Origin of the sequence: Streptomyces sp. NPDC059454, assembly GCF_042749965.1 — a bacterium.
In the GTDB taxonomy this organism is placed as follows: Bacteria; Actinomycetota; Actinomycetes; order Streptomycetales; family Streptomycetaceae; genus Streptomyces.
Map to the genome: position 1 here is coordinate 1 of NZ_JBHYVC010000012.1, position 25,304 is coordinate 25,304.

Below are 25,304 nucleotides of genomic sequence, written 5' to 3' on the forward strand. Positions count from 1 at the left end.
CGCCGGACGGGCTGGATCAGCCCGTCCGGCGGGTGAGGACGAGGTCCGGGGCGCAGCCCCAGGAGGGGACGGCAAGGGGCGGCGGGGCGAAAACCTCAGGCCGGCCGGACCACAGCCGCCCGCGCCGCCGCCCGCGTCCCGGCCAGGGTGATCGCCGCGACCCCGGCCACCGCCACCAGCCCGACCCCCACCGTGCCGCCCCAGCCCCCCGCGTGGAACGCGAGCGCCCCCACCGTGCTCCCCACACTGGAACCGACGTAGTACGCGGACTGATACAGGGCCGACGCCTGCGCACGCCCCACCGTCGCCGTCTTCCCGACCGCCGACGACGCCACCGCGTGCCCCGCGAAGAAGCCCGCCGTGATCAGCACCAGCCCCAGCAGCACCACCGGCAGCGACCCGGCCAGCGACAGCAGCAGCCCCGCCGCCGTCGTCCCGCCGCCCGCGTACAGCGCGCCCCGGCGGCCCAGCCGCCCCACCAGCCGCCCGGCCGCCGAAGCCGAGGCGGTACCCACCAGATACACCAGGAAGATCGAGCCCACGATGCCCTGCGGCAGCGAGAACGGCGCCTCGGTCAGCCGGTAGCCGATGACCGTGTAGACACCGCCGAACACCGTCATGAACAGCGCGCCGATCGCGTACAGCCGCCGCAGCAGCGGATCGGCGAGATGCCCCCGGACGGTGCGCGCCAGCACACCCGGCCGCAGCGAGCCCGGACGGAAGTGCCTCGGCGCCGGCAGCAGCAGCCGGAACGCCACCGCGCACGCCACCGCGATCACACCGATCACCCCGACGGCGACCCGCCAGCCCCACTCCTGCGCCACCCAGCCGGTGATCACCCGGCCGCTCATCCCGCCGACACTGTTACCGGCGACGAACAGCCCGATCGCGGTGACCAGCGCCTTCGGCGTGACCTCCTCCGCGAGATACGCGGTCGCCGACGCCGGCAGCCCGGCCAGCGCCGCACCCTGCAACGCGCGCAGCGCCACCAGCGCGCCCAGCGACGGCGCGAACGGCACCAGCAGTCCGAGGGTCACCGCGGCGGCCAGGGAGGCCGTCATGACCGTACGCCGTCCATAACGCTCCGACAGCGCGCTCATCGGCAGCACGAACAGCGCCAGGCCACCGGTCGCCGCCGCCACCGTCCAGCTCGCGTCACCCGCGCTCACCGCGAAGTCGCCGGAGATCAACGGCAGCAGGGCCTGGGTGGAGTACAGCAGCGCGAAGGTCGCGACCCCCGCGAGGAACAGGGCGAGACTCATCCGGCGGTAGCCGGGTCCGCCCGGAGACATCCGGGCCTCGGGGACGGACGGCCGGGCGGAGGGGGCGGACGGCCGGGCGGAGGGAACGGATGCGACGGCGCCCACGCTGGTGGACGCCCCGGTACTGGCGGGAGTCATGCCTCGAAGCTACGTACGCCCCCGCTCATCCGTCCAATGCACGGAATCGCCATAATCGTTCCCATGGTGCATGAGCAGAGGTCACGGAGCCGGCTGTCACGGATCAGTGACACACAAGACACGACCGACATGTCGAGACTGCTGGCGCCCCGGCTCGCCCACTTCGCCGGTGTCGCCCGCACCGAGCACGTCACCCGCGCCGCCCAGGAGATGCAGGTCCCGCAGTCCACCCTCTCCCGGGCGATGGTCCGCCTCGAACAGGACCTGGGCGTCGAACTGTTCGCCCGTCACGGCCGCACCGTCTCCCTCACCCCGGCCGGCCGGACCTTCCTCACCTCCGTCGAGCGCGCCCTCGCCGAGATCGAGCGCGCAGCCGACGAGGTGCGCGCCGACGCCGACCCCGCCACCGGCAAGGTCGCCTTCGGCTTCCTGCACACCATGGGCGCCGAGACCGTGCCCGGTCTGCTGCACGCCTTCCGCGCCGACCACCCGCGCATCCGCTTCAGCCTGGTCCAGAACTACGGCGAGGCGATGCTGGAACGCCTGCGCGCGGGTGAACTCGACCTGTGCCTGACCTCCCCGGTGCCCGACGCCCCCGACCTCGTCGCCCGCCGCCTCGACGAGCAGAAGCTGCGCCTGGTCGTCCCCGCCGACCACCGCCTCGCCGGCCGCCGCCGCATCCGCCTCGCCGAGGCCGCCGACGAGACCTTCGTGACCCTGGAACCCGGCTACGGCCTGCGCCGCATCACCGACGACCTCTGCACGCAGGCCGGCTTCAAACCCCGCATCGCCTTCGAGGGGGAGGAGGCCGAAACCCTGCGCGGCCTCGTGGCGGCGGGCCTGGGCGTGGCCCTCCTGCCCCCGCCGGCCTTCCCCCGCCCCGGAGTGGTCGAACTGACGGTCACGGCCCCCAGGGCGGCCAGGGAGATCGGCGTGGCCTGGCTGGCCGGCCACCCGGACACACCCCCGGTGGCCGCCTTCAAGAAGTTCCTGCTCTCCAAGAGGGGTACGCTGCTGCCGACTTGAGGAGGGGCGACCGGCTGCCGACGCAGGGGCGACACCCCAGGGGCGCGGGGCTGTATCGATATGCGGCTCCGCCGCGCGGGCGCGACAAGCCACAACGAACCCGCACAGGCCGGACGACAGCCACCCCACCGGCGCTACCGCCGCAAAGACTTCCCGAACCCGGCGGCGAGCGGCATCCGCAGCCCCAACGGCGGAGGCGCCGCCAGGGCATCCTGCACGGGCCGCGAGAAAGCCCGCCCGAACAACGCCCCCATCACGAAGTCCTCGGCCAGTGCCAGCACTTCGTCCCGGTACTGGCTCAACCCGTGCCCGTCCGAATGGACTTCGAACCGGCACACCTCCCGGTTCGCCTTCTTCGCCCGCGCCGCCAGCCGGAACGACAACTCGGGATCGCTACGCGCGTCGTTCGTGCCGTGCACGATCAGCACCCGCCGCCCGGCGAGCTGTTTCACCGGTTCGGGTGGTGCCGCCACATCCTCGTCCGGCAGCCAGGGGGCGAGTGCCAGCACGGAGTTGACGGCCCCGTGGCCCGCCGCGCGGAGCGCGGCCCTGCCGCCCATGCCGGTCCCGGCGAGGCAGACGGGGACGTCCCCGTAGCGCCGTACGGCCTCGTCGGCGGCCCACGCGGCGTCGCGCGCGAGATGCGCCTCGCTGCCGTTCCAGCCCCGGTAGCGGTAGTGGACGACATGGGCGGCGAGACTCCGGTCCCGGCCCGCGCGGGCGAGGCGGCGCCCCAAGGCGCGTACGGAGGCGGCCGCCAGCACGGCGGACGGTCTGCGGCCGGACACCTCCTCGCCGCCGGGGAGCAGCAGTACCACTCCGCCCACCGCCGTCGGCTCCGGGCCGAGGGCCCTCCCCAGCCGGGCCGTGCGAACCGGCGTCGCTTCCTGTGCCATGGCAGAACATTCTCAGAAGTGCGGGTGTACTCCACCCGGCCGTGCGGTCACCGTTACGTATCGACGTATTCGCCCACCGGGTGATCTACGCGCGTAGGAGTTAAAGTGCGGAAATGACGAGCCAGACCATCGCGAACACCCCGACCACGGACCAGATCCGCCGGGCGCCCAAGGTTCTGCTGCACGATCACCTCGACGGCGGCCTGCGCCCCGGCACCGTCGTCGACCTGGCCCGTGAGAACGGGTACGACCGGCTCCCCGACACGGACCCCGGCAAGCTCGGCCTGTGGTTCAGGGAGGCCGCCGACTCGGGTTCCCTGGAGCGGTACCTGGAGACGTTCGCGCACACCGTCGGCGTCATGCAGACCCGCGACGCCCTCGTCCGGGTCGCCGCCGAGTGCGCCGAGGACCTCGCCGAGGACGGAGTCGTCTACGCCGAGGTGCGCTACGCGCCCGAGCAGCACCTCGACGGCGGACTGACCCTCGAAGAGGTCGTCGAGGCGGTCGACGAGGGCTTCCGGCAGGGGGAGCGGCGCGCGAGGGAGAACGGCCACCGCATCCGGGTCGGCGCCCTGCTCACCGCGATGCGGCACGCCGCCCGAGCCCTGGAGATCGCCGAACTCGCCAACCGCTACCGGGGCCTGGGCGTCGTCGGCTTCGACATCGCGGGCGCCGAGGCCGGCCACCCGCCCACCCGGCACCTCGACGCCTTCGAGTACCTGAAACGGGAGAACAACCACTTCACCATCCACGCCGGTGAGGCGTTCGGGCTGCCGTCCATCTGGCAGGCCCTCCAGTGGTGCGGTGCCGACCGGTTGGGACACGGGGTGCGCATCATCGACGACATCCGGGTCCGCGACGACGGCACGGTCGAGCTCGGCCGGCTGGCCTCCTACGTCCGGGACAAGCGCATCCCGCTGGAACTCTGCCCGAGCTCCAACCTCCAGACCGGGGCCGCCGCCTCGTACGCCGAGCATCCCATCGGCCTGCTGCGTCGGCTGCACTTCCGGGCCACGGTGAACACCGACAACCGCCTGATGTCCCACACCACCATGAGCCGGGAATTCGAGCACCTGGTCGATGCCTTCGGTTACACGCTCGACGACATGCAGTGGTTCTCCGTCAATGCGATGAAATCAGCGTTCATTCCTTTCGATGAACGACTGGCCATGATCAATGACGTCGTCAAGCCCGGATACGCCGAGCTGAAATCCGAATGGCTGTTCCGGCGGACGTCCGCCACCAGCGGTTCTCCGGTAACGGAAAGCCGAGAGCGGCGTCCGCGGGAAACGTGAACGCCGTCGACGTTCACCATCCGTCCGCATGTGGGTGTTTGCGGCGGGAGGCGCCCCGTGTTTACGGTCTCAGCACCGCTCACTCCCCGTATCCCATTTCGAGGACGCATTTCATGAAGCAGTCTGCTGCCAAGACCCTCGGTGTCGCCGTGCTGGGTGCCGCCTTCGCCGCCGCCGGTGCCGGCGCCGCCAACGCGGCCCCGGCCGTCCCGGACGCCGCTCCGGCGCTGGACACCGTCAGCCGGGCCGTACCGGCGGAGAAGCTCACCGCGCTGCCCGGCTCGGACCGGGCGCTGGCGACGGGCCAGGAACTGGCCGGCACCGGCGTGGCGACCGCGCAGCCGGTCGCCCGGCAGGTGGGCCCGGAGGTCCCGGCCACCGGTCTCCTCGGCGGTATGCCGCTGCAGGAGCTGCCCGCCCAGGGCGTCACCCTCAACGGGGTGCCGGTCGGCGCCTGATCCCGCCAGGCGGAAACGTACCGATGGGGCGCACCCGGAACCGGGTCGCGCCCCATCGGCGTACGCGCGGGAGGCGGCGCCGCGGAGTCACCAGGCCGCGCGGGCCTTGTCCTCCGACGGCAACAGGATCCACAGCGCCGCGTACAGCAGGAACTGCGGCCCCGGAAGCAGACACGACAGCAGGAAGATCACCCGCATCGTGGTCGCCGAGGTGCCGAAGCGCCGGGCCAGCGCGGCGCACACTCCGCCGATCATGCGGTCGTTGGTGGGGCGGGCGAGGCGGCTCATCGCGACTCCTTCGTGAGCGGTGCGAGGCCTCCCGACCGGCTGCCTCCATGCACTCCACGTTACGGAGACGAAGGGGGCAAAGCATCGCTCCACGGGGCGATCCCGACCCTGGGAATCGTCGGGGTCCTCCCCTGAGACGGCTCCTCCGCAAGGAGGGCCGTGACGGACCGCCGTACCGCCCGGCGGTGCAGCCGGGCGCGGACCGCCGGCACCACCGCCGCATGCGCGAGCGCCGCGCCCGCCGTGTTGAGCAGCAGCGAGTCGACGTCCACGACCTGGCCCGGCACCGCCGTCTGCGCCATCTCGACGGCCAGCGACACCAGCGCGGTCGCCGCCGTGGTGCGGATCAGCGAACCCAGCCGCGAGGCGGTCGGCCGGCCCCCGGCCATCGGCAGCAGCACACCCAGCGGCGCGAGCAGCGCCAGCCCCTCGCAGATCCGGCGGACCCCCGCCGCCCAGCCCAGCGCGAAGTCGCCCCGGATGCCGTCCAGCGGCCGCAGATTGGCGGGCATCACCCAGGGGACGTCCAGGGGGCGCAGCGTGTACCAGGCGACGAACGCGAGATACGCGGCCAGGAGGAGACCCCCTGTCACGCGGATACGGGTCGCGGCGGAGCCGCCGATGAAGCCTTGACGCTGCACGCCCCCCTAGACGCGGCCTCCGGCACGATCGGTTCCGGGATGTCACCCGTTCACCGCATGAGGCGTGCGCCACAGCGGGGGCTCACCCGCCGGTGGCCTCCGAGGACGGCGGTTCCTCGTCGTCCGGACGGGACCGGACCTCGTCCGTGCACGCGTAGCGGCGCGGCCGGGCGTCGTCGGGGCCGCCCAGGATCACCGAGCCGTCGCCCTCGGCCGCGGCCGAGTCGGAGAAGGTGCACACGATCTGCGCGAGCCCGGCCGAGCTGAGACCCCCGGGCGCGGTGCTCAGCCGCAGCGTGTCCTCCGGATCGCCGGGCCGCGGACCGCTCACGGTCGTCCCGCTCCGTACCCGCGTGCTGTACCCGGCCCGCTGCTCGGCGGCCGACGGCTTCTGGGACAACTCGTCCAGCAGTCCCTGCGCCACCAGCACGCGCCGCGAGTCCGCCGCCCCGTCCGGCACCCGCACCGTCCGGTCCACGGCCACCAGCGACGACCCGCACAGCAGGAACACCTGCACCGGCAGTCCCCGCTCCGCCTGCGTCGACGCCTCCGGCCCGGTCGGCGAGCAGCGCACCCGCGACGGCGCGGGACCGAAGTCGGTCGGCACCTCCGTGGCCCGTATCCCGCACCCGGTGAGCAGTGCCCCGAGCGCTCCCGCGGCCAGCAGCACCGGCACACGGCGCACGGCAGTCCGTCGTACGTTCATCAGGCCCCCTCAGCGCCCTCGTCCCCGGTCCCGCCGGTCTTCTCCGAAGGGCTCTGCGCGGACACGTCCCGCGGCAGCCGCAGGGTGAACACGGCACCGCCGTCGGGGGAGTTGGCCGCGGTGATCTCGCCACCGTGGATGTGGGCGTTCTCCAGCGCGATGGACAGACCCAGGCCGCTGCCCTCGGAACGCGGCCGCGAGGCGCTCGCCTTGTAGAAGCGGTCGAAGACGTGCGGCAGGACCTCCTCCGGGATGCCAGGACCGTGGTCCCGCACCTCGATGACCACCGCGCCCCCGTCCTCGGCGCCCTCCGCGCCGTCCTCCCGTACCGAGACCCGCACCGGCGACCCGCCGTGCTTGAGCGCGTTCCCGATCAGGTTCGCCAGGATCACGTCCAGCCGGCGCGGGTCGATCCGGGCGTGGATGCCGCGCTCGGCGTCCAGGTCGACCGCGTCCAGCCAGGCGCGCGCGTCGATGCAGGCGGTGATCTGGTCGGACATGTCGACGTCGTCGAGGACCAGCCGGGCGGTGCCCGCGTCGAAGCGGGTCACCTCCATCAGGTTCTCCACCAGGTCGTTCAGCCGCCGGGTCTCGCTCACCACCAGCCGTACCGCGGGCTCGATCATCGGGTCGATGCCGCCGCCCTCGGACTCCAGCTCCTCCTCCAGGACCTCGGTCACCGCCGTGATCGCGGTCAGTGGCGTACGCAGCTCGTGGCTCATGTCCGCCACGAACCGCCGGGACGCCTCGTCGCGCCCCGCCATGTCCGCCACCCGCTTCTCCAGCGCCTCGGCCGCCTTGTTGAACGTCCGTGACAGGTCGGCCAGTTCATCGGTGCCCGACACCCTGAGCCGCGTGTCCAGCTTCCCCTCGCCGAGCCGCCGCGCGGCCGCCCCGAGCCGCTGCACCGGCTTCAGCACCGTCGTGGCCGCCGCGTGCGCGAGCAGCGCGGAACCTATCAGCGCCAGCCCGGTGGCGATCCCCAGCGACCAGGCGAGCGAGTTGAGGTCCTTGGCCTCCGGCTCCAGCGACTTCAGCATGTAGCCGGTCGGCCCGCCGCCGATCACCCGCGTCCCCGCCACCAGGTACGGGGCGTCGCCGTCGACGATCCGCTGCCAGTACAGATGGTGCGGGTACTTGTTGTTCGACGTGATCTTCTGCCGCTCGGTCACCGCCTCGCGCAGCGGGACCGGCACGTCCTGCAGCGAGAAGCCGTTCAGTCCGCCCGAACTGCCGTACACGGTCCGCCCGTCGGGGTTCTCGGCGACCAGCAGCACGGTGAAGCGCTGGCTGCTGGTCGCCATCTGGCCCGCCGTGCGCTGCAGTTCGTCCTGCGTGGGGTGCTCGGGCAGCGCGCCCGCCCGGTTGCGCATCTCCTGCTCGAAGTCGCGCAGCACCGCGTCCTGGGTACGGGTCAGCACCGACTCGCGGTTCAGCCAGTACGCGATGCCGGACGCGGACACCGCGGCGGTGAGCGCGACCATCCCGAACACCACGACCAGCCGCAGCCGCAGACTGGTGAACCGCAGCCGTGACCAGACCCTCCCGCGCGCCGCGGACCAGTCGCGGGCCCCCCCTTGGTGCTCCTGTGTCACTGAGGCGTGTCCAGCCGGTAGCCGACGCCGCGCACGGTACGGATCAGGGTCGGGGACGACGGCACGTCCTCGACCTTGGCGCGCAGCCGCTGGACACAGGCGTCCACCAGACGCGAGTCGCCCAGGTAGTCGTGCTCCCACACCAGCCGCAGCAACTGCTGCCGGGACAACGCCTGCCCCGGCCGCCGGCTCAGTTCGAGCAGCAGCCGCAGCTCGGTCGGCGTCAACTGGAGGTCCTCGCCGTCCTTCGTCACCGTCATCGCCGAACGGTCGATGACCAGGCTGCCGAAGGTCGCCGAGTCGCTGGACTCCCGCTCCCCGCGCCGCAGCACCGCCCGGATACGGGCGTCCAGCACCCGGCCCTGCACCGGCTTGACGACGTAGTCGTCGGCGCCGGACTCCAGCCCGACCACCACGTCGATGTCGTCGTTGCGCGCGGTCAGCAGGATGATCGGCAACTGGTCCGTGCGGCGGATGCGGCGGCACACCTCGAACCCGTCGATGCCGGGCAGCATCACGTCCAGCACGATGAGATCCGGCCGCTGCTCACGCAGCAGCTTCAGACCGTCCTCACCGCTGGCAGCGGTCGCCACCCGGTGACCCTGGCGTGTCAGTGACAGCTCCAGGGCCGTGCGGATGGCGTCGTCGTCCTCGATCAGCAACAGTGAAGGCACGGGCTCATTCTGGCCCATGGAGGGCTCCCTGTTCGACCCGTGGACGACAGATGCCCATTGAGCCCCCATACGTGCCGCTCCGTGCACGGGCGCCTGTGAAGGATCTGTGGGCCCACCGTGACCGACCCCTGTGACACGTCTGTGACAGTCGGCGGACACGGCCATGAAGGTCCACCGGCAAGCTTTTCGGCACAAGCACAACGGCAGGACAGAACACCGGAAGTCCACGACGGGGGGCGCGAGATGAACACGCTGCACGGCACCAGCTCCAGCGCAGTGATCACGCGTCTGCACGACGTGCACCGGGGTTCCGAGAAGTCCGGTGCGGCGGGCATGCGGGGGTGCGCCCGCGGCACCGGGCGTCAGCACACCACGATCATGACGGTGGTTGACGCACCCACGGGGGACACCGACGGGGGGAACGCGTACGGGGAGGGCCCGGGGGAGCGCCGCTCCCTGCCGGAGGCGGAGTTCACCGCCTACGTCCAGGAGCGCCGCGCCTCCCTGTACGCCACCGCCTACCACCTGACCGGCGACCGCTTCGAGGCCGAGGACCTGCTGCAGAGCGCGCTGTTCTCGACCTACCGGGCGTGGGACCGGATCAGCGACAAGGCGGCGGTCGGCGGATACCTCCGCCGCACCATGACCAACCTGCACATCAGCGCGTGGCGCCGCCGCAAGCTGAACGAGTACCCGACCGAGGAACTGCCGGAGACGGCCGGCGACACGGACGCGATGCGCGGCACCGAGCTGCGCGCCGTGCTGTGGCAGGCGCTGGCCCGGCTGCCCGAACTCCAGCGCACCATGCTGGTCCTGCGCTACTACGAGGGCCGCACGGACCCGGAGATCGCGGACATCCTCGGCATCAGTGTCGGCACGGTGAAGTCCAGCATCTGGCGGTCGCTCCGCCGGCTGCGCGAGGACGAGGTCCTCAGCTTCGGCCGTGACGAGGAGAACGCCTTCGGGGAGCTCGTCGCCTGAAGGTACGGGGGGAACGGGGGATCCGGGATCCGGGGGGATTCCGGAGAACACGGGGGACCGCGGGGACGTCGGGGGACGTCGCCGCGACAAGCGGGGGATCGGAGGGGGCAGCACAAGGGGGTCACGGGGGACCTCTGCGGATCCGGGGGACCAAGAGGGATCCAGGGGATCACGGGGGAGTGCGAAACAGCGGGACTGCGCAGGGCCGGGGGGCCCGTAACGCGGTCCCGCTCTTTCGTGTGCCCGCGCTCCTTCGCCGCCGTACGGCGCCTCGCCGACGACCCCACCACCAGGGCGCGTGGAAGCCCCCGACGACTACACACTGCGTGTATACGCACTGTGTATAGTTCACCTCGTGACCACCACGACCACCGCACCCGCAGCCGCCGCGACCGTATCCCGGCGCGACACCCCCCTCGCCGTCCTCACCGCCGTCGCGGCCTTCGGGCTGGTGCTGGGCTGGGCGACGTACACCCTGCACGGGACGACACCCCTGTTGGAGCGGGCGACCAACTCCGTGTCCACCTGGATCATCTGGACCGCCCTGGCCGGTGTGCTGATCCGGTCCCGGCCGCTCGCCGTCTGGAGCGGGCCGCTGATGATGCTCACCACCTGCGCCGGCTACTACGCGGCGTCCTCGCTCGGGGACGACTTCGGTGCGGGAGGCCTCGGCACCGCCGCCGTGTGGGCGGTCGCGGGACTGGCGGGAGGCCCGCTGCTCGGATGGGCCGGCTGGACCGTACGGCACGGACAGGGCGACGTGCGGGCGTGGGCGGGGGCGGCCATCGCGATGGTCGTACTGGGAGAGGGGCTCTGGATGGGGCTGGCGCTCGACTACTGGGGAGAGGCGGCCGCCTTCCTGTCCATCGGCGCGCTGATCACCGCTGCCCTGACCGTCTTCCTGGCGCGCGCCGGGGTGCGTCGCCACTGGCTGTGCGCCGTACTCGCCCCCGTGTTCGGATTCGCCTTCTACCTCGCCGAATTGTTGGTCCTCGACCGCCTCATCGGCTCGATCTGAAGCTGGTCCGGCACGCCCGGTACCGCCGTCCCCGAGCGCTCGGCGACCGCGGCCCGCGCCAGCCGGCCGAGCGCCTCGTCCCGGTCGCAGGCGTACGCGCCCAGCGCCGTCTGGCGGGCGATGATCGACCGCTCCGCCCGCATCAGCCGCCAGCCGCGGCGCAGCAGGAACGGCACCGACTTACGGCCCTCCCTGAGATCCCGCAGGAAGCGCCGCCGGAACGTCCGTACCGGCCCCCGGCTCAGACACAGGGCGTCGGCCAGCAGGCCCAGTTCACGGCAGCGGGTGACGATCTCCGCGGCGAAGACGCCCTCCGCGATGAACAGCGGGGTCCCGCCGATGTCGACGCTCCCCTCACCCGTACGGGCGCTCAGCGAGATGTCGTAGACGGGAACCTGTGTACGACGCGTGCGGCACAGCCGGTCGATCGCGGCGACGGCGACGTCCGCGTCCCAGGAGCCGGGATGGTCCCAGTCGATGTCGGAGCTCCCCGCGACCAGGGGGAGGGTCGGGTCGTCGCCCTCCTTGTAGAAGTCGTCGAGACGCAGCACCGGAAGACCGGAGCGGGCCGCGAGAAGGGACTTGCCGGAGCCGGAGGGGCCGCAGAGCAGCACGACTCGCGCGGATATGGGCGACTGGGAACTCACGGGACACCAGTCTGAGGCATCAGCCGGGCGGGGTACGACCCCGAGGCCCGGCTTTGAAGCGCGCATCACACATCCACTACCCTTCGCGACGAACCGATCACCCAGCGAAGGCAACAGGTGGCACAGCGATGGCCCGACACAAGGCACCCACGACGCCGACCGCCCGACGTGCCCTCGCGGTCCTCGCCACGGCGGGCTTCGCGCTCGGCGGCGGTGCGGCGACGGCGGCGGCCGCGGAGTCCGCACTGCCCCTCGACGACACCGGCCAGGCCGTGGGCACGGTCGCGGACCTCAAGCCCAACCCGCTCGCCGGCACCGGCGTGGACCCGCTCGACAACGGCGTCGGCACCCAGGTCGCCGACTTCCGCCCGGTGGACTCACGGGAGGTGACGGGGCCGGTGGCCCAGGCGCGGTCGGTGGGCAGTATTCCGATGGTGGGGCAGACGACGGACGCGCTGAGGAGCTGATCCCTGCCGTCCGCAGTGCCCCTCGTCCGTCCTACAGGGAACTGTCCTTGATGCCATCGACGAACGGCTGCCAGGCCGCCGCGTCCAGCATCAGGACGGGTCCGGACATGTCCTTGCTGTCACGGACCGGGACCGCGCCGGGGAAGTCGTCGCAGACCTCGACGCATTCGTCTCCCTGCTCGCCCCCGCTGTAGGAGGACTTGCGCCAGCGGGCGGTGCTCACGTTCGGGTTGGCTCGCACGGCTCGTATGACTCCAACGCTGCTTGGATCAACGCTGCGGACTCCCGAGGTGAGAGAGCGCATGCCTTCATATAATCGAAGTCTCCCACACGCCGCGTGACCGTCTCGCGGTCGTCGAAGACCTCCCCGTTCCCGGCGCCCTCCTGGTACAGGGTGACGGAGCCGTCCGGGAGCGTCAGCAGAACGAGGGTGCCGCTTGTCAGGGAGCAGGCGCCCAGCGCGAACGGTGCGACCTGGATTGTTGTGCGGCGCGTGTTCACCAGAGGAAGCAACGCCGTGAGTTGCTCGCGCATCACCGCTGGACCGCCCACGGCCAGCCGGAGAGTCGCCTCGCTGAGGATCCACCAGCAGGCCGGTGGGTCATCTCCGCGCAGGACTTCCTGGCGGCCCAAGCGCGCGGCTGCCAGCGCATCGATCTCCGTGCATGCCCTTCCCCGTTCGCCTTCTTCGAACAGTGCCCGCATGTACGCCGGTGTCTGGAGGAGGCCGGGGATGACGCTTGCGTTGTAGGCCTGAATCCGCACCGCCTGGGCCTCCAGCTCAAGGCAGTGATCGAACCGCCTTGGCGTGTGCTCCCGCTTCACAGCCCCCCACAGCCCCTGGAACAGCTCCCCCGTCCCGAAAGCCGCATCCAACTTTTCCGAGAGCGGAGGCAGTGGAAGTCGTTCCCCCGTCTCCACTCCGTGCAGATGTGTCTTGCTGTAGTTGACGATGTCCGACATCCGGTCCAACGACAGGCCGATGAGCTGACGTTGGCGACGCAGCTCGACTCCGTACAGGTCGCGGGCGGAGCCGGCGGGTTCGAGGTTCCGGGCGGGCCGGGTCATGCTGGTCGGTGCTCCCTTGCCGTGTCGGCGTGCCGCCCCGTTCCGTGTTCCCAGGGGAACAGGACGTCCACCAACGGTAGTCGCGCTTGGTGACAGTGTGGGTGCGAATGGTGATGATGTGCAGGTGGCGGCTGTTCCGTAACCCGGTCCGGAACACCGGCACCCTGGTCGGCGGCCGTCGCTCACCGTGACGCTTGAGGTGTGAACAGCGAGAAGCGGCAGCAGACCGCACCAGGTGAGACCCGACTCCCGGTCGGTGAACTCGCCCACGACGTACGGCAGGACAGGCGCGGGATCGTCATGGACCACCAGGACGGGTTCGTATGGCTGCGCCCCGAGGGCGGCGGCACGGAGTGGACGGCGCTGCCCGCCGACGTGCGGCCGCTGCACGTCCTGGAACGGGCGGAGCCACTGCTGCGGGCCCGGATCGCCAGGGCCAACGCCCGCAGCAGAGGGGAGGTTCTCTGAGGTAGGAGACGCCGAACGGGCGTGTGCGGAGCTGCGCGACGCGCTCAAGGCGGCGGGGGTGACGTTGCCGTCCCTCGGACTCGACGCGGTCTCGTGCGCCGGGTCCGCTCCGCTCGCGTTGATCGACCTGGGGCGCTGCAACGTGGCCACGGCCCGTGCGCTCGCCACCGCGCTCCGGGCCGGTCAGGGGGCGGCGCGGTGAGGCGCGGGCTGTGACTGGAGTGGAAGCGGTTGAAGCCGTACGTCGCGTTCGGGGTCCATCGCACCCTGGTAGGCGCCCGTTTCACCTGAGGACCGTCTCCTGGCCTTCCTCGGCGCTCCACCCGCAGGAACGACGGCTTGATCCATGTCAAGCCGCGTTCACAGACCTCTCGTGGCGCTGGACTCCTGGGCTTCGAGAAGTTCGTCGCCGTGTTCGAGTGCCCAGCGTCCGAGCGCGGTCATCGGGCCCTCGACCAGGCTTTGCCCCAAGCCGGTCAGGGCGTAGTCGACGCGTGGTGGCGCCTCGGCGCGGGCGTGCCGCTCGATCAGTCCGTGCGCGAGCAGACGGCGCAAGGACTCGGTCAGCACCTTGTCGCTCATGCCTCCGATCGCGGCGCGCAGCTCACGGCGCCGTCGTGGGCCCACGCGAAGTGCCGCCAGCACGACGGGATCCCAGGTGTGGGCGAAGAGATCGGTGGCCGCGCGCAGACGGCAATCGGCGACCAGGTCATGGCAGTGGGCGTCGTGATCAGTCATCTCGCCGCCCATCATCGCGCGCAGGTCACGCACCGATCGGTGCGTAACGCCTTGCCTACCGTAGCCATCCGACCGACCGCTACGGGAGAGGCACAGACGGATGCGCATCGGGATCCTGGGAACGGGAACGCTGGCGGCGGCCCTCGGAGAGGGCTGGGCCCGGGCGGGACATGAGGTGGTGATCGGTGGACGCTCGCAGGCCAAGGCGGAGGACCTCGCCGAGCGGCTGGGCCACGGGGTCCGTGCCGCCACCCCGCGTGAGACGGTCGCCGGGCGCGATGCGGTGCTCCTCGCCGTGTCCTGGGACGGCGTCGAGGAGATGCTGGAATCGGTGGGCGCGTCCGGTGGCGCGCTCGACGGGATGCCGTTGATCGACCCCACGAACGCCGTCGTGCACGGCGTCGGCACCCTGCTCACCGAATACGGCGAGTCCATGGCGGAGCGCATTGCCGGGCTGGCTCCGGGAGCCCAGGTCGTCAAGGCGTTCCACCTCTTTCCCGCCGACCAGTGGACGCGCCCGCCCGGCGGTGGCCGCCCTCGTGCGACGGTGGCGATGTGCGGTGACGACACGGCGGCACTGAACGTCGTCGGCGAGCTGGTCCGTGACGTCGGCGGAGTGCCGGCGCTCCTGGGAGCGCTGGCTCGCGTTCGTCAGTTGGAGGAAGCGGCGGGTTTCGTCATCGGCCTGGCCTTCGCGGGCTTCGACCCCGGCTCCGCCGTCCCTCACCTCCACTCGGACGACAGGCGTGTCGGCGTACAGGAGTAGGTGTGTCTCTCACGTGCGCCGTTCGGTGAGGGGAGCGTTTCTCCAGGCGAAACACCGCGTGAGCGGCGTCGTGCCTGGAGAAACGCTCCCCTCATGGTGCCGGGGCGGGGCCGACGGCATCGGAAGCCGTCGGGGTCACCCGAGTGGGTTCACGTGGAGCCGCTCGGTCAGTACGCGGAGCCCGACGCGCCCAGCGAACCCGTCGGGTGCCAGACCGTCTTGGTCTCCAGGAACGCCGTCATGCGGTCGGTGCCGGGCGTCGCCGACCAGTCGCCCACAGGCTGTGGACGCAGGACGCGCTTGAGGTTGTCCGCGGCCGCGATCTCCAGCTCCTTCGCCAGCACCTCGTCGGCGCCCGCGAGGTCGATCGCGTTGACGTCCTGGTGCGCGGCGAGCGGGGCGGCGATCTCCGCCGTACGGCCGGAGAGGACGTTGACCACGCCGCCGGGGAGGTCGGAGGTGGCCAGCACCTCGCCGAGGGAGAGGGCGGGGAGCGGGGACTTCTCGGACGCCACCACGACCGCCGTGTTGCCCGTCGCGATGACCGGGGCGACCACCGAGACCAGGCCCAGGAAGGACGACTCCTGGGGGGCCAGTACGGCGACCACGCCCGTCGGTTCGGGGGAGGAGAGGTTGAAGAACGGGCCGGCGACCGGGTTGCCGCCGCCGGTCACCTGGGCGATCTTGTCGGTCCAGCCCGCGTACCAGACCCAGCGGTCGATCGCCGCGTCCACCTGGAGGCCCGCCTTGGACTTCGACAGCCCCTCGGCGTCGGCGACCTCCGCGACGTACTGGTCACGGCGGCCTTCGAGCATCTCCGCGATCCGGTACAGGATCTGGCCGCGGTTGTACGCCGTCGCGCCGGACCAGCCGCCGAACGCCTTGCGCGCGGCGACCACCGCGTCACGGGCGTCCTTGCGGGAGGAGAGCGGGGCGTTGGCCAGCCACTTGCCCTTCGAGTCCGTCACCTCGTACACCCGGCCGCTCTCGGAACGCGGGAACTTCCCGCCGACGTACAGCTTGTAGGTCTTGAAGACGCTCAGACGGTTCTGCTCAGACATCGAGGTACGCCTCCAGGCCGTGGCGGCCGCCCTCGCGGCCGAAGCCCGACTCCTTGTAGCCGCCGAACGGCGAGGTCGGGTCGAACTTGTTGAACGTGTTGGACCAGACGACGCCCGCACGGAGCTTGTTCGCGACCGCCAGGATGCGCGAACCCTTCTCCGTCCAGATGCCCGCCGACAGGCCGTACGGGGTGTTGTTGGCCTTGGCGACCGCCTCGTCGGGCGTGCGGAAGGTCAGGACCGACAGCACCGGGCCGAAGATCTCGTCGCGGGCGACGGTGTGTGCCTGGGTGACGTTCGTGAAGAGCGTCGGGGCGAACCAGTAGCCGTTCTCCGGGAGCTCGCAGGCCGGGGACCAGCGCTCGGCGCCCTCCGCCTCGCCCTGGTCGGCCAGCGCGGTGATCCGGGCGAGCTGCTCGGCGGAGTTGATCGCGCCGATGTCGGTGTTCTTGTCCAGCGGGTCGCCGAGGCGGAGCGTCGACAGGCGGCGCTTGAGGGAGTCGAGGAGTTCGTCGTGGATCGACTCCTGGACCAGGAGGCGGGAGCCCGCGCAGCAGACCTGGCCCTGGTTGAAGAAGATGCCGTCGACGATGCCCTCGACGGCCTGGTCGATTGGGGCGTCGTCGAAGACGATGTTGGCGCCCTTGCCGCCCAGTTCGAGGGTCAGCTTCTTGCGGGTGCCCGCGACCGTGCGCGCGATCTCCTTGCCGACGGCCGTGGAGCCCGTGAAGGCGACCTTGTTCACGTCGGGGTGGGCGATCAGCGCGGCGCCGGCGCGGCCGTCGCCGGTGATGATGTTGACGACGCCCTTGGGGAGCCCGGCCTGGCGGCAGATGTCCGCGAAGAAGAGCGCCGAGAGGGGAGTCGTCTCGGCGGGCTTCAGCACCACCGTGTTGCCGGTCGCGAGCGCCGGGGCGATCTTCCACGCCAGCATCAGCAGGGGGAAGTTCCACGGGATGACCTGGCCCGCCACGCCCAGGGGGCGCGGGTTCGCGCCGTAGCCGGCGTGGTCGAGCTTGTCGGCCCAGCCCGCGTAGTAGAAGAAGTGCGCGGCGACCAGGGGGAGGTCCGCGTCGCGGGTCTCCTTGATCGGCTTGCCGTTGTCGAGGGTCTCGAGGACGGCGAGCTCGCGGCTGCGCTCCTGGATGACGCGGGCGATGCGGAAGAGGTACTTCGCGCGCTCGGAGCCCGGCAGCGCCGACCACTTCTCGAAGGCCTTGCGGGCGGCCCGCACGGCGCGGTCGACGTCCGCCTCACCGGCCTCGGCGACCTCGGAGAGGACCTCCTCGGTGGAGGGGGAGACGGTCTTGAAGACCTTGCCGTCTGCCGCCTCGGTGAACTCGCCGTCGATGAACAGGCCGTACGACGGGGCGAGGTCGACGACCGAGCGGGACTCGGGCGCCGGTGCGTACTCGAAAACAGGTGCCATGGTGATCAGTCCACCGTCACGTAGTCGGGGCCGGAGTAACGGCCGGTGGCCAGCTTCTGACGCTGCATCAGCAGGTCGTTCAGCAGCGAGGAGGCGCCGAAGCGGAACCAGTGGTTGTCCAGCCAGTCCTCGCCCGCGGTCTCGTTGACCAGGACCAGGAACTTGATGGCGTCCTTGGTCGTGCGGATACCGCCGGCCGGCTTCACACCGATCTGGACGCCGGTCTGGGCGCGGAAGTCGCGGACCGCCTCCAGCATCAGGAGGGTGTTCGCGGGGGTCGCGTTGACGGCGACCTTGCCGGTCGAGGTCTTGATGAAATCCGCCCCGGCCAGCATGCCGAGCCAGCTGGCGCGGCGGATGTTGTCGTACGTCGACAGCTCGCCCGTCTCGAAGATGACCTTCAGGCGCGCGCTCGCGCCGCAGGCCTCCTTCACGGCGGTGATCTCGTCGTACACCTTCATGTAGTTCCCCGCGAGGAACGCCCCGCGGTCGATGACCATGTCGATCTCGTCCGCACCGGCGGCGACGGCCTCGCGGACGTCCGCCAGCTTCACGGCGATCGGGGCGCGGCCGGCCGGGAAGGCGGTGGCGACGGAGGCGACCTTGACGGCGGAGCCGGCGACGGCCTCCTTGGCCGTGGCCACCATGTCGGGGTAGACGCAGACCGCGGCCGTGGCGGGCGTGGTGCGGTCGGTCGGGTCGGGGCGGACCGCCTTCGCGCCGAGCGCCCGGACCTTGCCCGGGGTGTCCGCGCCTTCCAGCGTCGTCAGGTCGACCATCGAGATGGCGAGGTCGATGGCGTACGCCTTCGCGGTCGTCTTGATCGAGCGGGTGCCGAGGGAGGAGGCGCGCGCCTCCAGGCCGACCGCGTCGACGCCGGGCAGTCCGTGGAGGAAGCGGCGCAGCGTGCTGCCGGACGCGGTGACGTCGCTGAGAGCGTGTGGTGCAGTGGTGGGCATGGTCACCAGACGAGCATATCTACGCGCGTAGCGGCTGTACAGCCCCGGAGTGCGTCCTGCGCGGCTTCCACCGCCTGCGACGTCACCGGGGACGTCGTGCAGAATCGGGAGCATGACGACCCCCGAGCACCAGCCGCCCGACCCGGAGCCCACGAAGCCGACCGGGTCCGCGGCGCCTCAGTACCAGGACCGCATCTACCGCTCGCCCGCGGGTCTCGTCGGCGGTGTGCTGCTGCTCGCCGTCATGGGATGGCTCGGCGTCGACGCGGTGTTCGCCGGCGAGGGCCGCACCCCGTGGCTGGCCCTCGCCGCGATGCTCCTCCTCGTGCCGCTGGTCGTCGCCTACACGCTGCGCCCCGCCGTGTACGTGAACGACGACCGGCTGTGCGTCCGCAACCCGTTCCGCGTGATCGTGCTGCCCTGGGGGCGGGTCGCCTCGCTGCGGTCCGGTTTCACCAACGAGGTCTTCACCGAGTCCGGCGCGAAGTACCAGCTGTGGGCCCTCCCGGTCTCGCTGCGGGCCCGTAGCAAGGCGCACCGGCAGGAGGCGCGGGCTGCCGCGCAGGCCGCGCGCAAGGGTGGTGGCGGCCGTGGTGCGGAGGGTGCCGCCGAAGGGCCTCGGCGGCACGAGAGCGACCTGGCGATGGACGAGATGCGTGAGCTGCACGAGCGGCGGCAGGGCGCCGAGGCCGCGCAGGGTGAGGTGACCGTGCGGTGGGCCTACGAGATCGCGGCGCCCGCTGCCGCGGGAGCGGTGCTGCTGGCGGTGCTGCTGGCGGTGGGATGAGCGAGTGACGCGGGGCGAGCGCGCTCGCCCCGCGTGGGGTGTCCTCAGATGCCGGCTGCCTCGGACAGGTCCTGCTTGATCTCCGCGAGGAGTGCCGTCGCCTTCGCGCGGGCCTCGGGGAGGCCGGTCCTCGTGGCGACCGGGACCACCACCTCCAGGTAGCACTTCAGCTTCGGTTCCGTGCCGCTGGGGCGGACGACGACCCTCGCGCCGTCCAGGGTGTAGCGGAGGCCGTCGGTGGGCGGGAGGGTCTCCGTGCCCCGGGTCAGGTCCTCGGCGGTGGTGATCCGGAGGCCGGCCAGCTCCGTGGGCGGCCGGTCGCGCAGGCGGCGCATCGCGGAGGCGATCAGGCCGAGGTCCTGTACGCGGACCGAGAGCTGGTCGGTGACGTGCAGGCCGTGCTCGACGGCGAGGTCGTCGAGCAGGTCGAGGAGGGTGCGGCCCTCCTCCTTGAGGGTGGACGCCAGCTCCGTGAGCAGGAGCGCGGCGGTGATGCCGTCCTTGTCGCGTACGCCGTCCGGGTCGACGCAGTAGCCGAGGGCCTCCTCGTAGCCGTAGCGCAGGCCCTCGGCGCGGGCGATCCACTTGAAGCCGGTGAGGGTCTCGGTGTGGCGGAGGCCGGCCTTCCCGGCGATGCGGCCGAGGAGGCTCGACGAGACGATCGACTCCGCGAACGTGCCCGTCGCTCCGCGGCGGACCAGGTGGGCGGCGAGGAGCGAGCCCACCTCGTCGCCGCGCAGCATGCGCCAGTCGGCGCCGTCCTTGACGGCCGCGGCGCAGCGGTCGGCGTCCGGGTCGTTGGCGATGACCAGGTCGGGGTCGGTGGAGCGGGCCCTCGCGAAGGCCAGGTCCATCGCACCGGGCTCCTCCGGGTTGGGGAACGCGACGGTCGGGAACTCCGGGTCGGGGTCGGCCTGCTCGGTGACGAGGACGGGTTCCGGGAAGCCGGCCCGGGCGAAGGCGGCGAGGAGGACGTCCTTGCCGACGCCGTGCATCGCCGTGTAGACGGTGCGGGCGGTGCGGGGGGAGTCCTTGGACAGGACCGCGTCCGTGCGGGCCAGGTAGGCGTCCAGGACGGTGTCGTCCAGGGTCTCCCAGCCCTCGGTGGGCCGGGGGACCGTGGTGAGTGACGCCACGGCCTCGATCTCGGCGGCGATCTCCGCGTCGGCCGGGGGGACGATCTGGGAGCCGTCGCCGAGGTACACCTTGTAGCCGTTGTCGCGGGGCGGGTTGTGGCTGGCGGTGACCTCGACTCCGGCGACGGCGCCGAGGTGCCTGATGGCGAAGGCGAGGACGGGGGTGGGGAGGGGGCGGTTCAGGACAGCCGCGCGCAGTCCGGCGCCCGTCATGACGGCTGCGGTGTCCCGGGCGAAGTCCTGCGACTTGTGGCGGGCGTCGTAGCCGATGACGACGAGGCCGTCGGTGTGGCCGTGCTTCTTCAGGTACGCGGCGAGGCCGGCGGCCGCGCGGATGACGACGGAGCGGTTCATGCGCATCGGGCCGGCGCCGAGCTCGCCCCGGAGGCCGGCGGTGCCGAACTGGAGCGTCCCGCCGAAGCGGGCGGCGATCCCGGCGTGGTCGCCGGCGTCGATGAGGCGGGCGAGTTCCTCGCGGGTGTCCGGGTCGGGGTCCTCGGCGAGCCACGCCTGGGCCTGTGCGATGAGGGCGTCGTCTTGCACGGTCGGTCGGCCTCTCTGAGTTCGTCGACTGTCAGGGTTGCATGCCTGCGGCGCCGGCTCCCGCGTGGAAACGGGTACGGCCCCGCGTGGAAACGGGTACGGCCCCGCGCCCTACAGGCGCCCGAGCACCTGCGCCAGGAGCGACCCCATCCGCGTGGCGGAGTCGCGGCCGGCCTGGAGGACCTCCTCGTGGTTGAGGGGCTCGCCCGTCATCCCCGCGGCCAGGTTGGTGACCAGGGAGATACCCAGGATCTCCGCCCCCGCCTCCCGGGCGGCGATGGCCTCGAGGACCGTCGACATGCCGACCAGGTCCGCCCCGATCACCCGGGCCATCCGGATCTCCGCCGGCGTCTCGTAGTGCGGCCCGGGGAACTGCGCGTAGACGCCCTCCTCCAGGGTCGGGTCGATCTCCTTGCACAGCGCCCGCAGCCGCGGCGAGTACAGATCCGTGAGGTCGACGAAGTTCGCACCGACGATCGGCGAGGTCGCCGTGAGGTTGATGTGGTCGCTGATCAGCACCGGCTGACCGGGGCGCATGCCCGCGCGCAGACCCCCGCAGCCGTTGGTCAGGACGATCGTCTTCGCCCCCGCGGCCACGGCCGTACGGACGCCGTGGGCGACGGCCGCGACCCCGCGTCCCTCGTAGTAGTGGGTACGGCCCAGGAACACCAGGGCCCGCTTCGCGCCGATGGCGTACGAGCGGATCTTGCCACCGTGGCCCTCGACCGCCGGCGGCGGGAAACCGGGCAGCTCGGTGACCTGGAGCTCGGCCTCGGGGGTGCCGAGGGCGTCCACGGCCGGGGCCCAGCCGGAGCCCATCACGAGGGCGACGTCGTGGGTCTCGGCGCCGGTGAGTTCGCGCAGGCGCGCGGCGGCGGCGTCGGCGGCGGCGTACGGGTCGCCCTGGATGTCGTCCGGAAGAAGAGAAGCGTTCACGCGAAGAGGGTAGCCGGTATTCGCCTACGCGCGTAGATGCCGGAGCCGACGGGTTGGCGATCGTTGTCCTGTCGTTTCCCGCGAGGGGGGCGTCAGCAGGGGCGCTTGCGGAGTTCCATCACGTAGTCGTGGGGTGCGCCCGCGGACTCGGCCGCGTCGGCGATCTCGCCCAGGTAGCGGGCCGAGGGGAGGCCGCCCTCGTAACTGTTGAGGACGTAGGTCCAGGCCCGCTCCTCGCCGTCCAGGGTGTGCACGCGGACCCGGGTGCGGCGGTAGAGGTCCAGGCCGCCCGCGCCCTCCCAGCGGTCCATGGACTCCTCGTCCATCGGGGCGATGTCGTAGAGGGCGACGAAGACCGCCGAGATCGGGTCCTCGACCAGCGTGGCCAGCGCGCCCTCCCAGCCCATGTGCTCGCCCCCGAACGTCAGTCTCCACCCGTTCAGCCAGCCGGTGGCGCGCAGCGGCGAGTGCGGGGCACGGCGGGACATCAGCCGCGCGTCGAGATTGGCGGCGTACGCGGCGTAGAGCGACATGGGGGAAGGGTACGGCAGCGGGAACGGGGGCCACTCCGGTAACAGGGGGGCCACGGCCGAGCCCCCCGGGCGGTCGCACGGTGAAGTGTGCGGGACAATGGAGTACGTGACTCGGATCGTGATCATCGGCGGCGGACCCGGCGGATACGAAGCGGCGCTGGTCGCCGCACAGCTCGGCGCGGAGGTGACCGTCGTCGACTGCGACGGCCTGGGCGGGGCGTCGGTGCTCACCGACTGCGTGCCGTCCAAGACCCTGATCGCCACGGCCGAGGTGATGACCACCTTCGACTCCTCGTACGAGGAACTGGGCATCATCGTCGCCGACGACACCCCGCCCATGGAGCAGGCCGCCCGGGTGGTGGGGGTGGACCTGGGCAAGGTCAACCGGCGTGTGAAGCGGCTCGCACTGGCCCAGTCGCACGACATCACCGCGTCCGTGACCCGGGCCGGCGCGCGGGTGCTGCGCGGACGGGGCCGGCTGGAGGGCATGCAGGCGCTCGACGGGTCGCGGAAGGTCGTGGTGCGCGCCGCGGACGGCACCGAGGAGACGCTCGCCGCGGACGCCGTGCTGATCGCGACCGGCGGGCACCCGCGCGAACTGCCGGACGCCCGCCCCGACGGCGAGCGGATCCTGAACTGGACCCAGGTGTACGACCTGAACGAGCTCCCCGAGGAGCTCATCGTGGTCGGATCGGGTGTCACGGGCGCCGAGTTCGCCGGTGCCTACCAGGCGCTGGGGTCGAAGGTGACGCTCGTGTCCTCGCGCGACCGGGTGCTGCCGGGCGAGGACCCGGACGCCGCCGCCGTGCTGGAGGAGGTCTTCCGGCGTCGCGGCATGAACGTCATGGCGCGCTCCCGGGCCCAGTCCGCGAAGCGGGTCGGGGACCGGGTGGAGGTGACGCTCGCCGACGGCCGCGTCATCACCGGGTCGCACTGCCTGATGGCCGTGGGCGCCATCCCGAACTCCGAGGGCATGGGCCTGGAGGAGGCCGGGGTCAGGCTGCGGGAGTCGGGCCACATCTGGACCGACAAGGTCTCCCGGACGACGGCTCCCGGCGTCTACGCCGCCGGTGACGTCACCGGCGTCTTCGCGCTCGCCTCGGTGGCGGCGATGCAGGGCCGTATCGCCATGTACCACTTCCTGGGCGACGCGGTGGCCCCGCTGAACCTGAAGACGGTCTCGTCGAACGTCTTCACCGACCCCGAGATCGCCACCGTCGGCTACTCCCAGGCCGATGTCGACGGCGGAAAGATCGACGCCCGCGTGGTGAAGCTGCCGCTGCTGCGCAACCCGCGCGCGAAGATGCAGGGCATCCGCGACGGCTTCGTCAAGATCTTCTGCCGTCCGGGCACCGGCATCGTGGTGGGCGGCGTGGTCGTCGCGCCGCGCGCCTCGGAACTCATCCACCCCATCTCGATCGCGGTCGACAACAATATGACGGTGGAACAGATCGCGAACGCCTTCACGGTCTACCCCTCGCTGTCGGGCTCGATCGCCGAGGTGGCACGGCAGTTGCACACCCGGAAGGCGGACGCGGAGGCCTGACGGCCGGAAGCAACGGCCCTATACCACTTGCTGGAGGGCTGTGCGAACAACTTCTGCTATTCAGCGCAAACTGCTGAAAGCAGACGGTCACTGGCGTTACTGTCAGTTTCGTGTTCGCTGCAGAACGTCGCCAATTGATCCTCGAAATGGTGCGAGCGAACGGGGCCGTGTCGCTCCGTGAGCTCGCCCGCGTCGTCCAGACCTCCGAAGTGACCGTACGGCGGGACGTGCGCGCGCTGGAGGCAGAAGGACTCCTCGACCGCCGGCACGGCGGTGCGGTACTGCCGGGCGGTTTCACGCGAGAGTCCGGTTTTCCGCAGAAATCTCATCTCGCGACCGCCGAGAAGACAGCCATCGCCGACCTCGCCGCGAGTTTCGTGGAAGAGGGCGAGGCCATCGTGGTCGGCGCGGGTACCACCACGCAGGAGCTGGCCCGCCGGCTGGCCCGGGTGCCCGGCCTCACGGTCGTCACCAACTCCCTGCTGGTCGCCCAGGCGTTGGCCCACGCCAACCGGGTGGAGGTCGTGATGACCGGCGGTACGCTCCGCGGCTCGAACTACGCCCTCGTGGGCAGTGGTGCCGAGCAGTCCCTGCAGGGGTTGCGGGTGTCCCGGGCGTTCCTCTCCGGGAGCGGCCTCACCGCCGAGCGCGGGCTGTCCACGTCCAACATGCTGTCGGCGTCGGTCGACCGGGCGTTGGTGCAGGCCGCGGCGGAGGTGGTGGTCCTCGCGGACCACACCAAGCTCGGTACGGACACGATGTTCCAGACGGTGCCCACGGATCTGATCACGCGGCTGGTGACGGACGAGCCGGCCGGGAACGACGACCGGGCGGGGACCGAGTTGCAGGCGCTGGCCGATCAGGGTGTGCAGATCGCTGTGGCGGGGGCGGGGGGTGAGGGGGACCCGGCGGGACGCCGGCGCCGGGATGTCCCTCTTCCCGGGCCGCGGCGGCAGGGGTCCGGGCTGCGTACGGCTGTGGGGCTGGGGGCGGCGGAGTCGGCGCAGGGGGCCGATCGGGCGCGGGTGGCGGATTTGCGCAGGCGCTGACGCTCGGTCCGGGTGGGCGGTGTCTTGTGCGGTGCCCTGCGCTGGTGCGGGCCCGGGGTGTGCGCGCGGTCCGGCGCTTGCGGGGGTGCCTCTCCCACTCTCGGCTTCGCCCGAGCGGGGTACCCCCCTCGCCCACCGGTGCCGCCCTGGGAGTACTTCCCAGGCCGTTCAGGCACTGGGGGAGACGCACGAC

The 25,304-nt window shown here is 71.8% G+C and carries 29 protein-coding genes; 12 read left to right on the forward strand and 17 right to left on the reverse strand.

From position 1 onward, the window contains the following. Positions 1 to 95 precede the first annotated feature (95 nt). Positions 96 to 1,400 carry an MFS transporter gene (locus ACFXAE_RS11235; protein WP_384711472.1) on the reverse strand — a complete coding sequence of 435 codons (1,305 nt, stop codon included), beginning with the start codon at positions 1,398 to 1,400 and terminating at the stop codon, positions 96 to 98. Between the two features lie 63 nt (positions 1,401 to 1,463). On the opposite strand from ACFXAE_RS11235, the gene ACFXAE_RS11240 reads away from it, so the two are divergent. After that, a complete protein-coding gene (locus ACFXAE_RS11240; protein ID WP_384711475.1) occupies positions 1,464 to 2,426 on the forward strand; it encodes a LysR substrate-binding domain-containing protein in 963 nt (320 codons plus the stop codon). A gap of 134 nt (positions 2,427 to 2,560) precedes the next feature. Here the strand turns inward: ACFXAE_RS11240 and ACFXAE_RS11245 are convergent, their stop codons facing one another. Further along, positions 2,561 to 3,322: an alpha/beta hydrolase gene (locus ACFXAE_RS11245; RefSeq protein ID WP_384711478.1), complete on the reverse strand. Its 762-nt coding sequence runs from the start codon at positions 3,320 to 3,322 to the stop codon at positions 2,561 to 2,563. Between the two features lie 113 nt (positions 3,323 to 3,435). Between ACFXAE_RS11245 and ACFXAE_RS11250 the strand changes: the two genes are divergently transcribed. Beyond that, the gene (locus tag ACFXAE_RS11250; RefSeq protein ID WP_384711481.1) at positions 3,436 to 4,617 is read left to right on the forward strand and encodes an adenosine deaminase; all 1,182 of its coding nucleotides are present in this window, start codon (positions 3,436 to 3,438) and stop codon (positions 4,615 to 4,617) included. A gap of 113 nt (positions 4,618 to 4,730) precedes the next feature. After that, positions 4,731 to 5,075, forward strand: coding sequence for an ATP-binding protein (locus ACFXAE_RS11255; RefSeq protein ID WP_384711484.1), 345 nt, complete (start codon positions 4,731 to 4,733; stop codon positions 5,073 to 5,075). Between the two features lie 87 nt (positions 5,076 to 5,162). On the opposite strand, the gene ACFXAE_RS11260 is transcribed toward ACFXAE_RS11255, so the two are convergent. The 5 genes from ACFXAE_RS11260 to afsQ1 form a co-directional block, all read right to left on the reverse strand. Further along, positions 5,163 to 5,363, reverse strand: coding sequence for a PspC domain-containing protein (locus ACFXAE_RS11260; protein WP_361751273.1), 201 nt, complete (start codon positions 5,361 to 5,363; stop codon positions 5,163 to 5,165). Between the two features lie 59 nt (positions 5,364 to 5,422). Then, positions 5,423 to 6,004: a VanZ family protein gene (locus ACFXAE_RS11265; protein ID WP_384711488.1), complete on the reverse strand. Its 582-nt coding sequence runs from the start codon at positions 6,002 to 6,004 to the stop codon at positions 5,423 to 5,425. A gap of 82 nt (positions 6,005 to 6,086) precedes the next feature. Further along, positions 6,087 to 6,710 carry a hypothetical protein gene (locus tag ACFXAE_RS11270; RefSeq protein ID WP_384711491.1) on the reverse strand — a complete coding sequence of 208 codons (624 nt, stop codon included), beginning with the start codon at positions 6,708 to 6,710 and terminating at the stop codon, positions 6,087 to 6,089. Next, positions 6,710 to 8,305, reverse strand: coding sequence for an ATP-binding protein (locus ACFXAE_RS11275; RefSeq protein ID WP_384711494.1), 1,596 nt, complete (start codon positions 8,303 to 8,305; stop codon positions 6,710 to 6,712). Before ACFXAE_RS11275 ends, ACFXAE_RS11270 begins: the two co-directional genes overlap by 1 nt. Beyond that, a complete protein-coding gene (gene afsQ1 / locus ACFXAE_RS11280; RefSeq protein WP_384711497.1) occupies positions 8,302 to 8,979 on the reverse strand; it encodes a two-component system response regulator AfsQ1 in 678 nt (225 codons plus the stop codon). The genes ACFXAE_RS11275 and afsQ1 overlap by 4 nt, the downstream gene beginning before the upstream one ends. A gap of 243 nt (positions 8,980 to 9,222) precedes the next feature. On the opposite strand from afsQ1, the gene ACFXAE_RS11285 reads away from it, so the two are divergent. Together ACFXAE_RS11285 and ACFXAE_RS11290 are read left to right on the forward strand one after the other, a co-directional pair. Then, the gene (locus tag ACFXAE_RS11285) at positions 9,223 to 9,960 is read left to right on the forward strand and encodes a SigE family RNA polymerase sigma factor (RefSeq protein ID WP_384711500.1); all 738 of its coding nucleotides are present in this window, start codon (positions 9,223 to 9,225) and stop codon (positions 9,958 to 9,960) included. A gap of 355 nt (positions 9,961 to 10,315) precedes the next feature. After that, positions 10,316 to 10,978, forward strand: a complete 663-nt coding sequence (locus ACFXAE_RS11290) for a DUF6518 family protein (protein WP_384711503.1) — start codon at positions 10,316 to 10,318, stop codon at positions 10,976 to 10,978. Here ACFXAE_RS11290 and ACFXAE_RS11295 read toward each other — a convergent pair. After that, positions 10,930 to 11,625, reverse strand: a complete 696-nt coding sequence (locus ACFXAE_RS11295) for a uridine kinase (protein WP_384711506.1) — start codon at positions 11,623 to 11,625, stop codon at positions 10,930 to 10,932. The two genes, ACFXAE_RS11290 and ACFXAE_RS11295, sit on opposite strands and share 49 nt — an antisense overlap. Before the next feature lie 128 nt (positions 11,626 to 11,753). On the opposite strand from ACFXAE_RS11295, the gene ACFXAE_RS11300 reads away from it, so the two are divergent. After that, positions 11,754 to 12,092: a hypothetical protein gene (locus tag ACFXAE_RS11300; RefSeq protein ID WP_384711509.1), complete on the forward strand. Its 339-nt coding sequence runs from the start codon at positions 11,754 to 11,756 to the stop codon at positions 12,090 to 12,092. Between the two features lie 31 nt (positions 12,093 to 12,123). On the opposite strand, the gene ACFXAE_RS11305 is transcribed toward ACFXAE_RS11300, so the two are convergent. Together ACFXAE_RS11305 and ACFXAE_RS11310 are read right to left on the reverse strand one after the other, a co-directional pair. After that, positions 12,124 to 12,315: a DUF397 domain-containing protein gene (locus ACFXAE_RS11305; protein ID WP_384711512.1), complete on the reverse strand. Its 192-nt coding sequence runs from the start codon at positions 12,313 to 12,315 to the stop codon at positions 12,124 to 12,126. Then, positions 12,312 to 13,160 carry a helix-turn-helix transcriptional regulator gene (locus tag ACFXAE_RS11310; protein ID WP_384711515.1) on the reverse strand — a complete coding sequence of 283 codons (849 nt, stop codon included), beginning with the start codon at positions 13,158 to 13,160 and terminating at the stop codon, positions 12,312 to 12,314. Before ACFXAE_RS11310 ends, ACFXAE_RS11305 begins: the two co-directional genes overlap by 4 nt. Before the next feature lie 201 nt (positions 13,161 to 13,361). Here ACFXAE_RS11310 and ACFXAE_RS11315 point away from each other — a divergent pair, with 201 nt between their 5' ends. Then, on the forward strand, positions 13,362 to 13,628 hold the full coding sequence (locus ACFXAE_RS11315; RefSeq protein ID WP_384711518.1) for a hypothetical protein: 267 nt from the start codon (positions 13,362 to 13,364) through the stop codon (positions 13,626 to 13,628). A gap of 58 nt (positions 13,629 to 13,686) precedes the next feature. Continuing rightward, the gene (locus tag ACFXAE_RS11320) at positions 13,687 to 13,830 is read left to right on the forward strand and encodes a hypothetical protein (protein WP_384711920.1); all 144 of its coding nucleotides are present in this window, start codon (positions 13,687 to 13,689) and stop codon (positions 13,828 to 13,830) included. A 158-nt stretch (positions 13,831 to 13,988) separates the two neighbouring features. Here ACFXAE_RS11320 and ACFXAE_RS11325 read toward each other — a convergent pair whose 3' ends face one another. Then, positions 13,989 to 14,366, reverse strand: coding sequence for a winged helix-turn-helix transcriptional regulator (locus tag ACFXAE_RS11325; RefSeq protein WP_384711521.1), 378 nt, complete (start codon positions 14,364 to 14,366; stop codon positions 13,989 to 13,991). A 100-nt stretch (positions 14,367 to 14,466) separates the two neighbouring features. On the opposite strand from ACFXAE_RS11325, the gene ACFXAE_RS11330 reads away from it, so the two are divergent. Continuing rightward, the gene (locus ACFXAE_RS11330) at positions 14,467 to 15,132 is read left to right on the forward strand and encodes an NADPH-dependent F420 reductase (protein WP_384711524.1); all 666 of its coding nucleotides are present in this window, start codon (positions 14,467 to 14,469) and stop codon (positions 15,130 to 15,132) included. A gap of 167 nt (positions 15,133 to 15,299) precedes the next feature. On the opposite strand, the gene ACFXAE_RS11335 is transcribed toward ACFXAE_RS11330, so the two are convergent. Genes ACFXAE_RS11335 through deoC form a run of 3 tightly spaced genes read right to left on the reverse strand, consistent with a single transcriptional unit; the run spans position 15,300 to position 18,581 of the window. After that, positions 15,300 to 16,193, reverse strand: a complete 894-nt coding sequence (locus tag ACFXAE_RS11335) for an aldehyde dehydrogenase family protein (RefSeq protein WP_384711527.1) — start codon at positions 16,191 to 16,193, stop codon at positions 15,300 to 15,302. Beyond that, positions 16,186 to 17,622: an aldehyde dehydrogenase family protein gene (locus tag ACFXAE_RS11340; RefSeq protein WP_384711530.1), complete on the reverse strand. Its 1,437-nt coding sequence runs from the start codon at positions 17,620 to 17,622 to the stop codon at positions 16,186 to 16,188. The genes ACFXAE_RS11335 and ACFXAE_RS11340 overlap by 8 nt, the downstream gene beginning before the upstream one ends. Before the next feature lie 5 nt (positions 17,623 to 17,627). Next, positions 17,628 to 18,581: a deoxyribose-phosphate aldolase gene (gene deoC, locus ACFXAE_RS11345; RefSeq protein WP_384711904.1), complete on the reverse strand. Its 954-nt coding sequence runs from the start codon at positions 18,579 to 18,581 to the stop codon at positions 17,628 to 17,630. Between the two features lie 112 nt (positions 18,582 to 18,693). On the opposite strand from deoC, the gene ACFXAE_RS11350 reads away from it, so the two are divergent. After that, positions 18,694 to 19,368, forward strand: coding sequence for a PH domain-containing protein (locus ACFXAE_RS11350; protein ID WP_384711533.1), 675 nt, complete (start codon positions 18,694 to 18,696; stop codon positions 19,366 to 19,368). A 44-nt stretch (positions 19,369 to 19,412) separates the two neighbouring features. On the opposite strand, the gene ACFXAE_RS11355 is transcribed toward ACFXAE_RS11350, so the two are convergent. From ACFXAE_RS11355 to ACFXAE_RS11365, 3 genes are all read right to left on the reverse strand, one after another. After that, the gene (locus tag ACFXAE_RS11355) at positions 19,413 to 21,047 is read right to left on the reverse strand and encodes a phospho-sugar mutase (protein WP_384711536.1); all 1,635 of its coding nucleotides are present in this window, start codon (positions 21,045 to 21,047) and stop codon (positions 19,413 to 19,415) included. Positions 21,048 to 21,158: 111 nt separating this feature from the next. Further along, positions 21,159 to 21,983: a purine-nucleoside phosphorylase gene (locus ACFXAE_RS11360; RefSeq protein WP_384711539.1), complete on the reverse strand. Its 825-nt coding sequence runs from the start codon at positions 21,981 to 21,983 to the stop codon at positions 21,159 to 21,161. Positions 21,984 to 22,075: 92 nt separating this feature from the next. Continuing rightward, on the reverse strand, positions 22,076 to 22,516 hold the full coding sequence (locus tag ACFXAE_RS11365; RefSeq protein ID WP_384711542.1) for a gamma-glutamylcyclotransferase: 441 nt from the start codon (positions 22,514 to 22,516) through the stop codon (positions 22,076 to 22,078). Positions 22,517 to 22,613: 97 nt separating this feature from the next. Here ACFXAE_RS11365 and ACFXAE_RS11370 point away from each other — a divergent pair, with 97 nt between their 5' ends. Together ACFXAE_RS11370 and ACFXAE_RS11375 are read left to right on the forward strand one after the other, a co-directional pair. Next, complete coding sequence (locus ACFXAE_RS11370; protein ID WP_384711549.1) at positions 22,614 to 24,062, forward strand: NAD(P)H-quinone dehydrogenase; 1,449 nt, start codon at positions 22,614 to 22,616, stop codon at positions 24,060 to 24,062. Positions 24,063 to 24,172: 110 nt separating this feature from the next. Next, positions 24,173 to 25,111: a DeoR/GlpR family DNA-binding transcription regulator gene (locus tag ACFXAE_RS11375; RefSeq protein WP_384711552.1), complete on the forward strand. Its 939-nt coding sequence runs from the start codon at positions 24,173 to 24,175 to the stop codon at positions 25,109 to 25,111. Positions 25,112 to 25,304 lie beyond the last annotated feature (193 nt).